Raw genomic sequence first — 13409 nt, forward strand, 5'->3', positions numbered from 1 at the left:
AAAGTCATCATTATATTTTTTGCCTGCAGGCTTACGTTCCATTTCGGACACATCCTCTCAAAATAATTGTAAGGACTTAATTAAACTGTGTCCATGAAACTATACTAACTCCATTACCCTTTTCATCCTATTGTATTTAAATTATAGTTTAGTAAAGACTTAATTTAATTGGAGTGTATTTTCATGATGTTTTCTCCATTGTTTGAAAATGATGTACCAACCATTCTTCTTCCTTAACGGTAGAAGAGTTTTTCTCCGTTAAGGATATAGATTTCTATCATAAACGGAGGAAAAAACATGAATAATAAAATAGTAGGCGCCGTATTTTTATCCCTCGCTGCGAGTATTTGGGGCGCGGTGTATGTTGTGGTAAAAGTAGTTGTTGAAGTTGTCCCGCCTTTGGAGCTTGTTTGGATGCGTTATGTAATCGCTGTAATGACACTAGCCATGATTGGCGTTTGCATGAAACAATCATGGCGTATCGCTAAAAAGGATTGGCTAATTATTTTCCTTGTCGGTCTATTTGGTAATACAATATCCATTGTCACACAGGAAATGGGTACAATGCTTTCTACCGCTCAAATGGGCGCTATTCTTACTTCCACTACGCCTGCTTTTATGGTCCTATTTGCACGTTTAATTTTGAAAGAAAAAATAACGATAAAAAATGTCTTTCCATTGTACTTGCAACAATTGGAGTTGGCATGATTGTCGGAAGCGGGCAAATTGATGTTACCCAAAAATTAGGCGGTTTTTATTTATTACTTGCTGCTTTAACTTGGGCATTCATGTCCGTTTTAATCAAAAAGGTTCCCACCCAATATTCACAAATTGTTATTACTACTTATTCATCTGTGGTTGCCGTAATATTATTGACACCAGTGGTACTCCCAAGATTAAATCATCTAGATTTATCTAGTGTTTTGCAGCCTGAAATTTCAGGCGGGTTATTATACTTAGGTATGATATCAACTGCTGGCGGTTTTTTCTTGTGGAACAAAGGTCTGCAATTGATGAATGCTTCGAGCGGGGGGTTGTTCTTTTTCTTCCAGCCCATTGTCGGAACCTTTTTGGGTTGGCTATTGCTAGGGGAAACAATTGGAGCTTCATTTTGGATAGGCACAATTTTAATTTTTAGTGGTGTTTTTATAGTCATTAAAGACGAATAATATCTGATAAAGTGCGTTTCTATTTTATATAGAGGCGTACTTTCTTTATTTTTATTCTTTTTTTCTCGGCAAACTGCAGGTGATTTTTATTTAATAGCAGCTGTCTTTCAACCCCTTCTAGTTTCAATTGCCAGCAAACTCGCATGTTCCTTCTGTCAAGCGGGGCAGTAAAGGCTGATTTCTCGTTTCCCTCCATTTAAATGATATAATAAGTAAAGCACAAAACAGGTGGTGTCATACTTGAAAAATAGAAGCAGCAGAAGAGAGCTCTTTCAATGGGCCAAGGCCTTTATTATTGCTATCAGTCTAGTGACAGTTTTGCGTATATTTGTATTTAACCCGGTTATAGTAGACGGAGCCTCAATGAATCCGACATTGAACAACGGCGATTGTATGATCGTGAATAAAATAGGAGATGTCCAGCGTTTTGATATTATTGTTTTCCATGCCACGGAGGATAGTGACTATATTAAGCGTGTCATCGGCTTGCCCGGGGATAAGATCGAATATAAAAACGACAAGCTATACATAAACGGAAAGCATTACAAAGAGCCCTATCTGGCAGCCAACACACAAGAGGAGCTGGGCCCAGTCACAGGCAGCTTTACTCTGAAAGACATTACCGGGGTGGAAAGGGTGCCTGAAGGAGAGGTGTTTGTACTGGGGGACAACAGACGCAATAGTACCGACAGCCGGCATATCGGAACGATCAAGATGAAGGATATCGTCGGAAAGGCCAATCTGGTGTTTTGGCCAGCCAGTGATATGGGCCTTGTAAATAAATAAGCTGCAAGAAAACCAGGCTGGCCGTTCAGTCTGGTTTTCTCATGTCTCTGGCGATAGAAAGGGAACCTGGGCTAATAGCTTGAAAATGTCGAGCAATCTCAATATTATAATCCTTCATGAAAATGACCCCCATTTATCATTACTGGAGGTGACCTGTTGTTTCTCACCAGCCAGGCAAGGATAAAAAAGAACCTAAATTAGTGAAAGAAGCCCCTTTTTTTGCTTCTGAAATCTTTAAAGTCTCTCTTCTCCATGATTAGACTGAAGGATAAATTCCTTGACCTTTAAAGTAATCGATTCCAGAATCGCTATGGATGCCAAAGCGCCCTGCTGATGATTTAACTGATGATCTACTTGTTCATATGCAGCGATTTCTATATTGGCTTTTTCAGCTAGAGAATTTAAATACTCTTGATTATAATGATGGTCGTTGTCTCCTATGAAAATGATTGATTGCTGAGTAATAGTTAACAACCCCTTATATACATGCTCTATATTTAATAAGGGAGTGAGCCAAACAGCTTTGGCGTCTTTTAATTTTTCTCGATGGGGTTCCGTCAGGAAAATGCGGATTTACAACGTTAAACTATTTTTTTGGAAACAAAAACCTTGCTTCCCCAACGCTAAGCAGAAGAAGCAAGGTGAGTTAATAATTTCACTTGCCAGAATCACGAGGTGGATTCACCATGTTCATGTAATTTATATCTTCCAGGGTAAACAATATTCACCTCAACCTTTACATGGCGCAGGGAATCTTGGTTTAAAACGAGTTGCTGTTTTCCTGTGGCAATGCTCTTCCATTGATGTGGATGTTTGCGATACAAAGATTCGCCCAAATTGTAAATATCTATACCCTCTTTAAAAGCAGTTTGATACGTTTTGCGGATTTGCTCCTCTATTTTTTCCTGAGCCATTTGTGTGAGTTCCTTTTCGGTAAGGTCCGTATGCAATTCATTGATCCCTGCCTTCACTTTTACTGAAATATCGAAATACGCCTTGTTCAATTTCACAATAGGAGTCACTTCATATTTGGGTTTTTCTGCGACAAGAACAGCCGCAAGCTTTTCTTCGGCAAACAAATCAAGAGGTACTCGGATCGTGTGAGTACTTAGCCAGGGCATTCCCGACAGATCCTTAAGATCCATTCGTGCATAATAATTGTCTAGTTCATATACTTGGATGCCTGAATACCTAAGAAGCTCTTTTGGTTTATTACTTTCCTGCCATTGACCTTTGCGAAGCGATAATTCCGGTATATAACTAGTTCTTGCCTTTTCGTGTGAGTCCAGTATAAATTGTTGCAGTCTGACCGGAGCAAGGATAGAACGCTGTCTGAAATTTTGCTCGGGATTGTGAAGAATGGATGCCTTTGGCGATAATCTAAAAAATGGGGTTGCCAGCAAGATTTCTTCAGGAGGCTCTCTTGTGCTAAACAGCCAGACCAAGTACCTTATTTCACGATAACGGTTGATAAATTCCAGCACTTCTCCGACTTTGTTTTCCTTCATCAATCTCTCGCTGAACAAAATGGCAGAGATTTGTCCCCAGTTTAAGCGTTGTTGTGATGTACTGTACAAATCATTTGCCGCCTCCGTAAACGAGGAACCTTCGCCTTTGCCCACCCAAACCGGGGGCTGCTCCGCTTTTTGCTGTCCCTCCAGCTTGGCCACTGTCGAGAAATCAAGCAATTGCACATACAAGGTGTATTGGCCATCGACATAGTCTATTCCAACAGCCGTAGCATAGTTCATGTTTTGCACTTCATATTCGCTCCAGCAACCGGTAAGGGTGAGGAGAAGGAAAAGTGCAACCATACTTTTATATCTCCTCATTTTTGCTTATCCCCTTGCCTTGTAGAATCTCGTGTCTTCAACATGTCCGGTCGAGTGTTTCGCCATGTCCAAGGTAATCGGAACAAAGCGTTGGCCAAGTCTTTAAATGGAGGTGATATTGGGGCCAAGTAAGGCAAGCCGCATGAACGCAAAGAGGCTAAATGGCTGAGCACAATAAATATTCCAAGAAAGAAGCCATAAATGCCAAGCGTGGCAGACAGAATGAAAAGAAAAAAGCGTAAGATACTAATTGTTCCAGCCAATGATAGGCTCGATATAGTTGAACCAAAGATTTGTGTAATTGCTCCGATGACAATGATACCTGGGGATAAGAATCCAGCACGAATGGCTGCATCCCCCAGGATAAGTCCTCCTACAACCGTTACCGTGGAGCCGACTGAAGAAGGGAGTCGGGTACCAGCTTCCCGCAATATTTCTAAGAAGATAAGTGCAATAAACATTTCAACTGCCACATCAAAAGGGATTCCCAACCGGTTAATCCCCAAAGTGGCAAGCAGATAATAGGGCAGCTGATCTTGATGATAGGAAAGAATAGCAACAAAAAATGCAGGAAGCAGTAGCGATACGGACAAACCAAGTAAACGAAGCGTTTGACCAAATGTAGCTGACAAAGCAGTAAAGTGGATATCTTCGGGTGCTTTTACAAGCAAAAATAAATTGGCAGGCGCAATCAACGCAGCCGGTGTACCATCCACAATCAACGCTACACGCCCATTGAGCATACAGTTCACGGTAAAGTCTGCTCTGCCTGTATACCCCATCAAAGGAAACAATGCTTTTGTCGGTTCCATTAATTCTTCTAGCTGAGTGGCGCTAAACGCTCCGTCAATGTGAAGATCATCTAATTTATTCTTTACATCTTGAACAATCTTAGGATCAACAATGTCACGCATGTAAAGAATTGCAACGGTTGTTTTCGTGCGAACGCCTACTTTTTTCGTTTCATAAACCATGCTGGTTGATTTGATTCGTTTCCGAATTAACGCCACATTGACTCCCACTTCTTCCACAAATCCATCCTTTGGCCCCCGTACCGAGACCTCAATACTGGATTCTTCCGGATTTCGCGCTGGTTTTTTTGAGATATCGAGGGAGAATAAGGAGCGTAGGGTCGGAATAAACAAAAGCAGTTTGCCTTCAAAAATATCCGTTTCGGCCGTTTGCTCCCACTCCTCAAGAGTAACGAACTCTAATTGTAGTTGGCTCGACTCGACTATTTCCTCCTGATGATGAAAACCATTGTTTTCATAAAATCGGGTCAAATGAGGAAGCACAGTTTCATGAATGAATGTTTGGTTGTCACTTAACCCCTCACAATAAAGCAATAGGATTCTCGATTGTTCATCATCAGGGTTTAATTTGTAAACATGGTGCTTAACATCTTGACACATTTTAAAGTGTTGGATGAGTGATTGTTCATTAAGTGGTTGCAAGACTGTTGCCTCTGTATTAGGCGATGGCCTCTTGCTTTCTGCCCCCTGATTTCCAAATAATCTTTTCATTCGTCGGAATAGTTTATTCATCCTAGCTAGTCACTCCTTTTGGCGAATTCTTGAGATGATCATTCGACCAACATACAGGATCAAGGTCCCTACTGTAAAGATACAAAATGAAGGAAAATAAAACCTTCCTAACAAGTCTAGAAAAGCCATGTCGCTCATCGGCAGCAAAATGGCAACAAGCATGGCCAATGCGCCAAATAACACGGGTAACCAACTGCGTTTTTGTAAATTCCACAATTCTCCCAAGAGATAGATAGAAAGGGACACACGAATGAATGTACCGGATAGCCACTGGTAAATCGAAAAAAAATCGACATGCTCCACATATTCTCCCAGTCTAACGATTCTCCATTGAGCGTAAGCTGGGTATCTCTGGTTAGCCGCTTCATCAGGGCCAAATATCGCAATCGATCCCATCAATGGTCCTAACGTAAGTCCTGTAAGGATGAAGCACATCAACATCAAGCTTTTAAATCCTGGTTTTTTTGTTAATTTGTGCTGAATCAGCAACATCAAGAAAGACAACTCCAGCAATCCCCCGGCAACGTAAGGAACACCTTTCCATAATGGAGCTGTCCCGTTTTCTAACAAAGGAAAAAGCAGGGTATAATCTTTAAACTGAAAATTGGCAATCGCCACAAGATGACCTAGAATAACAACAAATGGCAACAATATTCCGCTCACAATTGCAATTGTACGGAGTCCTTGAAAAGCAGCAAAGAAGCAGGCAACAAGTGTGGTTCCCGCAAGAACTAGTATCGGTGTTTGCGGCAAGTAAGATGCGATTGTCCATGTTAGAGTATCTTTTAAGGAAATAAAGCCCATGAGCCATAATAACAAACTATAAATAATCACTAAGATTGCAGATAAAAACTTTCCAAAGTGCTGATCTAGCCACTTTTTAATGTGTTGATTGTTCATGTTTTGAATGATGTAGTTCAAGCAACCAATCCAGACAGGTGAAGCGACAAAAACAAGAAGCACTACGAGCCAGGCATCTCGCTTTGATGCTTCGAGTAGTAAAGGGATAATAATCACGTGGTTCATTAATCCAACCGAAAGCATAATAATCATGTATGACTGAATAGGAGTAATCTTAGGCAAAAACTCACCTCAAATTCAACAATTGGAAATAGAAACATCATGAGCTATAATTCCCTCAACAACTTCGTTCTATTCATCTGATATTAAGCTAGTCCTGGCTTATATCGGCCGGACCAACTTAGAGCAAGAAAAAAATGCTAAGCCCGTCACGACAAAGGCTTAGCGTATATTTTGTTCATCCAGCCTAGCTATCCATTTTGATAAAACTTTAACGTGCTCGCAGTCAAGCAACCGTTTTCCCAACGAAACTACACATTTTCAATAATAATCCTTTGTGCTGTTCTCAGGTTGCGTTGTACAGTTCTCAACACATTTTCTTCTTCTGCGTAAGCCCCTACTTGCACACCGTCAACAATTACACGTTTAATAGCCATATTGCTTTTCAGATTAGTCGATTTTCTCTTCAAATTAAACGCGCGTGCTAACCCATTAACATGCCCTTGGGCAACCGCTTGCCGCCAATTCGGGTCTCTTAATTTTTGGGCATCGCTTGCATGATCAATAAATCCGTTCTCCGTTAATAAAGCGGGCATTCTGGTTTCTCGCAGTACATGGAAATCGGCCTTTTTTTTACCACGGTTATGCAAGTTATTTACTTTGACAATTTCTTCATGCATAATGTCCCGAATTAACGCTGTTCTCGATGAATCAGACAAACTGTTATGAATATAATCTTCATACCCATGAGCTGAACCGTTAAATGCATTAACGTGGATGGATAGAAAATAATCTGCACCCCAAGCATTCGCATCATCTGTACGTTCTTTCAAGCTGCGCGTAATATCTGCTGTTCTACTCATTTTAATTTGCAGGCCTTCATAATGGTTTTCCAAGAGATTTCGGATGCTATGGGAAATATTTAAGGTAATTTCTTTTTCCTGCATCCCATTGCCAATAGCTCCTGGGTCCACTCCCCCGTGACCAGGATCTAAATATAATTTAAACATTTTACACCACCTCGTACAAATACAATATGATCGAAGAGTAACGGAGGTATAGGTATTCGTCTGAGGTACATATAAAAATAGGTGATGATAGGCATTACATTTCATTGAATCAGATGATTTATTTTAAAGCTAAGAAATTTTCCAAATGCGAGACCATATGTATGAGCAGCAGGAATTAATGTTCCATATTTTTCGTGGGTCAGGCAAGCTCTTGTTCATCTAGACAGTAGGCTGATTGATTATTGATGCTTCTTTCTTAACAAAACACCTAAGTGATTCTCTGTGCATATACTGTATCATTACTACAGGATTATGATTAAATACAACTCAATCCATACATAAAATAATCAAGGAGAGGTTAATTTTGAAAATTCCAAAGACAGCAAAAGTTAGTATCCCCTTTCCATCCGTATGGGGGATTGATGCTTCTATTGCGGGGAGATCCATTATTAGAGGTATACTTACCATTGATTCCATTGTAGACAACAAAGTAGTAGGTACAGTTAATTTTCGTGGTATACCTATTCCGATTAATGGGTATTGGGACGAAAGCGCTAAACAAATAAGTTTCGATTCACCATATGCCTCCTTTTTTGGCAACTTGACAATATTTGATGAGACCGCTATAAGCATTCGGCATTTCGTTTTAAGTGGACGGTTTATAATGAAACCTCCCTCTTTGCTGGCTGGTGAATATGGAAATTGGATTGCTACAACCTTTACACCCCGTTTGGGACCTCCCATATATACTAATGTTTTACCACCTGCTGGTGCCTTTTCAGTCTCAAGTATGCTCTTGGGACAGCAATTGTTTTAATTAGACCATGACTTTATAAAAACAACCTTCGTTTGTGATTGACTAAGGTTGTTTTTTATAAAGTGTTCTCGGAAAATACAGCCTTGCTTTAAATCTGAGTTTAGCGTATATCTCCGTTAAAATGTACTCGGAACCCTTTGATGATCGTGCCTAGTTAGATAAACAAATATTGATACTTCCTTATAGAAATAGCCTGCTTGGTTAGGTACGTTGTTTCACAATCCCCGGAAATTTTTAATATAAGTAATGAATGCTTATTTTTTTCCTTCCGATAGCTTTCTATATAAAGAAGCTCTAGATACATTTGTAATTTCACAAATTTGATTTACAGTCATATTTCCTTCTTTATATAGCTTTACTGCATAATTCATTCCTGCGTGATTTTTATGATATTTCTTTAACCGTCCTTTAAACTTCCCTTCTTTCTTTGCGAGCTCAATTCCTTCACGCTGACGCATACGAATAAGGTCTCGCTCTAATTGGTTAACACCAGCCATTACCGTAATTAAGAATTGGCTATATGGATTATCTTCTGATAAATCTAGCCATGTATCCTTAAGTGATTTTAAGCTTGCCTTTTTATTTCGTATTAAATCAATCAATTCAAATAAATCTTGCGTACTTCGAGTGATCCGAGTTAAATCTGTAACATAAATAATGTCACCTTCCTGTAAATCCTCTAACATTTTTTGAAGTTGTTCACGATCTTTTGTGGCTCCTGAAGTTTTTTCTTCATAAATAATATCCATTCCAATTTCGTTCAATTGCCGAAATTGTCTTGAAGGATTTTGGCTAGTCGAACTGACGCGTACATAACCGATTTTCTGCAAAATTTCACCTCGTTTTTGAGACAAGTCTTATGAGACACTCTTAACTATGATTTTATCAGTCTACTATACTTGTATCAATAGAGTACACTCTATTGATATATAATTGAACTAATTAACTGAATAATTACAGAAATGAGATGATACTGTATGAAAGTTGCGAGAGGTAGAGAATTGCTTACATCGGAACAGCGACAGGTCCTTATGCAAATTCCTGAAGATGAGTGGGTGCTAGGAACCTACTACACTTTTTCCAAACGGGATTTAGAAATTATCAATAAACGAAGGAGGGAAGAAAACCGTTTAGGGTTCGCCGTTCAATTAGCTGTTCTTCGGTATCCCAGTTGGCCATACACTCATATCAAAAACATCCCGGATTCAGTCATACATTATATATCGAAACAAATCGGTGCCACTTCATCTTCGATTAGTCTTTATCCTCAAAGAGAAAATACACTTTGGGATCATTTGAAAGAAATTCGAAGTGAATACGACTTTGTAACTTTTACACTAAAAGAATATCGAATAGCATTTAAGCATCTTCATCAATTAGCTTTGGAAAATGGCGATGCCATGCATCTACTACATGAATGTATAGATTTTCTAAGAAAAAAGAAAATCATTCTGCCTGCTATCACTACACTTGAGAGATTGGTGTGGGAGGCAAGGGCAATGGCTGAAAAGAAGCTATTTAATACGGTTAGTCAAACTCTAACAAATAACCAAAAAGAAAAGCTTGAAGAGATCATTACTTCGCAGCATCCATCCGAATCCAATAAAACGATATTGGGTTGGTTAAAGGAACCACCGGGTCATCCTTCATCCGAAACATTTCTAAAAGTAATAGAACGACTCGAATACATACGAGGTATGGAATTAGAAACGGTACAAATTAATCATTTGCATCGCAATCGCTTGTTACAGCTATCTCGCTTAGGTTCAAGATATGAGCCTTATGCGTTCCGTGACTTTCAAGAAAATAAACGATACTCGATTTTAACCGTCTATTTATTACACCTTACTCAGGATTTAACGGATAAAGCCTTTGAAATTCACGACAGACAAATACTCAGTCTGTTATCAAAAGGCCGTAAGGCTCAAGAAGAAATTCAGAAACAAAACGGGAAAAAGCTGAATGAGAAGGTTATACACTATACGAACATCGGACAAGCTTTAATCAAAGCAAAACGGGAAAAACTAGACGTTTTTGAGGTTTTAGAATCGGTTATTGAATGGAATTCTTTTGTTTCTTCAGTGGAAGAAGCTCAGGAGCTTGCACGTCCTGCCGACTATGACTATTTAGACTTACTGCAAAAACGATTTTATTCTCTTAGAAAATATACGCCAACCCTATTAAGGGTATTGGAATTTCATTCCACAAAGGCGAATGAGCCACTTTTACAAGCTGTAGAGATTATACGAGGAATGAACGAATCTGGGAAGCGAAAAGTACCTGATAACTCACCTTTGGATTTTATTTCAAAACGGTGGAAAAAGCATTTATACGAGGATGATGGTACAACAATCAATCGGCATTACTATGAAATGGCTGTTTTAACAGAACTTCGGGAGCATATTCGGGCTGGTGATGTTTCTATTGTGGGCAGTAGACAATATAGAGATTTTGAGGAATATTTGTTTTCCGAAGATACATGGAATCAAACGAAGGAGAATACAAGATTATCGGTTAGTTTATCATTCAAGGACTATATTACAGAGAGAACTAGCAGCCTTAATGGGAGGTTACAGTGGTTAGCTGCTAATTCCAACAAGTTAGATGGAGTTTCTCTTGAAAAAGGAAAGCTGTCACTTGCACGATTAGAAAAAGATGTTCCAGAAGAAGCAAAGAAATTTAGTGCAAGCCTGTATCAGATGCTACCAAGAATAAAATTAACCGATTTACTGATGGATGTTGCCCATATAACAGGATTTCATGAGCAATTTACACATGCTTCTAACAAACGAAAACCAGATAAAGAAGAAACAATCATTATTATGGCTGCTCTTTTAGGAATGGGAATGAATATTGGCTTGAGCAAAATGGCTGAAGCAACACCCGGGCTTACATATAAGCAACTAGCCAATGTGTCTCAATGGCGCATGTATGAAGACGCAATGAATAAAGCCCAAGCTGTATTAGTAAATTTTCATCACAAGCTACAATTGTCTTCTTATTGGGGAGACGGTACAACATCCTCGTCAGACGGTATGAGAATGCAGCTAGGTGTTTCATCACTACATGCAGATGCAAATCCACATTATGGAACCGGAAAAGGAGCCACCATCTACCGTTTTACTAGTGATCAATTCTCTTCTTACTACACAAAGATTATTCATACTAATTCAAGGGATGCGATTAATGTTTTGGATGGTTTGTTGCACCATGAGACGGATCTAAACATAGAAGAGCATTATACAGACACTGCTGGTTACACAGACCAAATATTCGGATTGACTCATTTATTAGGATTTAAATTTGCTCCAAGAATACGAGATTTATCAGACTCGAAATTATTTACAATAGATAAGGCAAGTGAGTATCCAAAATTAGAAGTCATTTTACGTGGACAAATAAATACAAAGGTCATTAAAGAGAATTATGAGGATGTTTTGCGATTAGCTCATTCTATAAGGGAAGGAACAGTTTCAGCATCCCTTATTATGGGGAAATTAGGTTCTTATTCAAGACAAAACAGCTTGGCTACAGCCTTACGTGAGATGGGCCGAATAGAAAAAACGATCTTTATTTTGAATTATATTTCGGATGAATCATTAAGAAGAAAAATACAAAAAGGATTGAATAAAGGAGAAGCCATGAATGGACTGGCAAGAGCTATTTTCTTCGGAAAACAAGGCGAGCTTAGGGAACGAACCGTACAGCATCAATTGCAAAGGGCCAGTGCCTTAAACATAATTATCAATGCCATCAGTATCTGGAATACTTTACATCTAACAAAGGCAGTTGAATATCAAAAACGGTCAGGTAGTTTTAATGAAGAATTATTGCACCATATGTCACCTCTAGGTTGGGAACATATTAATTTACTTGGAGAATACCATTTTAATTCGGAGAAAATGGTCTCGTTAGATTCTTTAAGACCATTGAAACTTTCTTAACGTTGTTAAAACTGGGGGAATCGTCTTGAAAATGGGCTTAGCGTTGTAAATCCGCATTTTCCTGACGCTACCCCTCGATGGGTTAATTCATAGGCCATTGGAATGGTTCCTAGCGATTTTCCTATTAAATAAAAGTTGCTGTACTGGAATTTATTAAGCAATTCATCCAGAGCCAGCCCAACATCTTGTATAATTTCTGCCTTTTGCCTTCCCTTTGTTAAGGACAAAAAGGAGTGCTGCCCGTATTGATAATTGATATGCAAGACATCCATTCTCAAATCTAAAGACAAATTCGTAAGATAGTATAAAGCCGGAGAATGAACGGTATATCTTAAGCCAGGCAAAACAATACAGAGACTTTTTCCTTTTCTTTCTTGTTGAATGAGGGTATATGGCAAGAAAGAGTCTTTTGAGCTTTGAATTTGACCTTGCACCAACTGATACATAAAATATCTCCTTTGCTATCTAAGAACTTTCTATTTTAAGAGAAGAACAAGATTAGTTAACGCTGTCTGACTGCTTCTTTGATTGGATATACTTTTGTGTGAACATTCCCGCATTGTACACGGATAAAATCATGAGAACGTAAGCCAGCGTGTGGGAAAAACGAAATTCCTTCTCTCCAGTAAACTCCATATAGTGGAAAGACTGATAAATGAAGCTGGCTGCAACGAACACCCATAAAATCAATTGGCCTTTCACCGATTTAATCATCGTCTCCCTCCTCCTTCTTTTTTGAAAAAGTCTGGCTGCCCATTTTTCTTCCTCTTTTCCCAAAAATCCAAAAGAGTAAATAACATAGCACTGAATAGTGAAAAGGTCAGGAACATTAAATAGGTATTGAAGTTAAAGTATTGATTGTTGACATGGAAGGACAATCCCGCAGTAATGTCTTCGATATAGGCGGCATCGGCAAAGCCATTTCTTTTAATGAGCGCTTTTTCGATGACCTCCCGATATTGGGCCAATTGTATTTTTTGATAGACAAACGCTATAGATAGATGGAGAACAATAAGGAACATACTCATAAGGTAAACTGGCAGACGGAACGGGTATGTATGAAGAAGGGATATCCATAAAGCAACCATTATTATAAATAAAGGGATTAGAATAAATAGAATGAAGAGAGCGGGATTGCCGTTTCCAGAGGAGGTGCCAGGGGACGGTGTCATTGTATTAGCCAGCATAAACAATGCGAGTATCAATGAAGAAATAACCAACAGCGCCGCTTTTTGAATGTTCAATGCCGTTCCTCCCTTTCTTTCGTTTTCCGTGTTAATCCATTAA

At 39.0% G+C, this 13409-nt stretch carries 12 protein-coding genes and 1 pseudogene; 4 read left to right on the forward strand and 9 right to left on the reverse strand.

Translation table 11 applies throughout. The annotated features are described in order from the left end of the window. Positions 1 to 297 precede the first annotated feature (297 nt). Both B1A98_RS18155 and lepB read left to right on the forward strand, forming a co-directional pair. A pseudogene (locus tag B1A98_RS18155) lies at positions 298 to 1169 on the forward strand (DMT family transporter). A gap of 240 nt (positions 1170 to 1409) precedes the next feature. Further along, positions 1410 to 1955, forward strand: coding sequence for a signal peptidase I (lepB, locus tag B1A98_RS18160; RefSeq protein ID WP_041114483.1), 546 nt, complete (start codon positions 1410 to 1412; stop codon positions 1953 to 1955). 234 nt (positions 1956 to 2189) lie between these two features. Here the strand turns inward: lepB and B1A98_RS18165 are convergent, their stop codons facing one another. From B1A98_RS18165 to B1A98_RS18185, 5 genes are all read right to left on the reverse strand, one after another. Beyond that, positions 2190 to 2429, reverse strand: a complete 240-nt coding sequence (locus tag B1A98_RS18165) for a hypothetical protein (protein ID WP_041114484.1) — start codon at positions 2427 to 2429, stop codon at positions 2190 to 2192. A gap of 194 nt (positions 2430 to 2623) precedes the next feature. Next, positions 2624 to 3769 (reverse strand): Ger(x)C family spore germination protein, encoded by a 1146-nt coding sequence (locus tag B1A98_RS18170; RefSeq protein WP_063385381.1) that lies wholly within the window; start codon positions 3767 to 3769, stop codon positions 2624 to 2626. 14 nt (positions 3770 to 3783) lie between these two features. Next, positions 3784 to 5331, reverse strand: coding sequence for a spore germination protein (locus B1A98_RS18175; RefSeq protein ID WP_240492490.1), 1548 nt, complete (start codon positions 5329 to 5331; stop codon positions 3784 to 3786). 9 nt (positions 5332 to 5340) lie between these two features. Further along, positions 5341 to 6414, reverse strand: a complete 1074-nt coding sequence (locus tag B1A98_RS18180; RefSeq protein WP_041114485.1) for a GerAB/ArcD/ProY family transporter — start codon at positions 6412 to 6414, stop codon at positions 5341 to 5343. A 248-nt stretch (positions 6415 to 6662) separates the two neighbouring features. After that, positions 6663 to 7361: an N-acetylmuramoyl-L-alanine amidase family protein gene (locus B1A98_RS18185; RefSeq protein WP_063385375.1), complete on the reverse strand. Its 699-nt coding sequence runs from the start codon at positions 7359 to 7361 to the stop codon at positions 6663 to 6665. Between the two features lie 364 nt (positions 7362 to 7725). Between B1A98_RS18185 and B1A98_RS18190 the strand changes: the two genes are divergently transcribed. Next, positions 7726 to 8178 (forward strand): hypothetical protein, encoded by a 453-nt coding sequence (locus B1A98_RS18190; protein WP_000701227.1) that lies wholly within the window; start codon positions 7726 to 7728, stop codon positions 8176 to 8178. A 254-nt stretch (positions 8179 to 8432) separates the two neighbouring features. Here B1A98_RS18190 and B1A98_RS18195 read toward each other — a convergent pair whose 3' ends face one another. Further along, a complete protein-coding gene (locus B1A98_RS18195) occupies positions 8433 to 9008 on the reverse strand; it encodes a recombinase family protein (protein WP_063385374.1) in 576 nt (191 codons plus the stop codon). A 147-nt stretch (positions 9009 to 9155) separates the two neighbouring features. On the opposite strand from B1A98_RS18195, the gene B1A98_RS18200 reads away from it, so the two are divergent. Further along, complete coding sequence (locus B1A98_RS18200; protein ID WP_063385373.1) at positions 9156 to 12122, forward strand: Tn3 family transposase; 2967 nt, start codon at positions 9156 to 9158, stop codon at positions 12120 to 12122. Positions 12123 to 12127: 5 nt separating this feature from the next. Here the strand turns inward: B1A98_RS18200 and B1A98_RS18205 are convergent, their stop codons facing one another. Genes B1A98_RS18205 through B1A98_RS18215 form a run of 3 tightly spaced genes read right to left on the reverse strand, consistent with a single transcriptional unit; the run spans position 12128 to position 13366 of the window. Further along, entirely contained in the window at positions 12128 to 12568 is a 441-nt protein-coding gene (locus B1A98_RS18205) for a hypothetical protein (protein ID WP_063385372.1), read from the reverse strand. Positions 12569 to 12620: 52 nt separating this feature from the next. Beyond that, entirely contained in the window at positions 12621 to 12836 is a 216-nt protein-coding gene (locus tag B1A98_RS18210) for a hypothetical protein (protein WP_063385371.1), read from the reverse strand. Further along, positions 12833 to 13366 carry a hypothetical protein gene (locus B1A98_RS18215; protein WP_063385370.1) on the reverse strand — a complete coding sequence of 178 codons (534 nt, stop codon included), beginning with the start codon at positions 13364 to 13366 and terminating at the stop codon, positions 12833 to 12835. Before B1A98_RS18215 ends, B1A98_RS18210 begins: the two co-directional genes overlap by 4 nt. Positions 13367 to 13409: the final 43 nt, after the last annotated feature.

Source organism: Pseudobacillus badius (genome assembly GCF_002189605.1).
Lineage (GTDB): Bacteria > Bacillota > Bacilli > Bacillales > Domibacillaceae > Pseudobacillus > Pseudobacillus badius.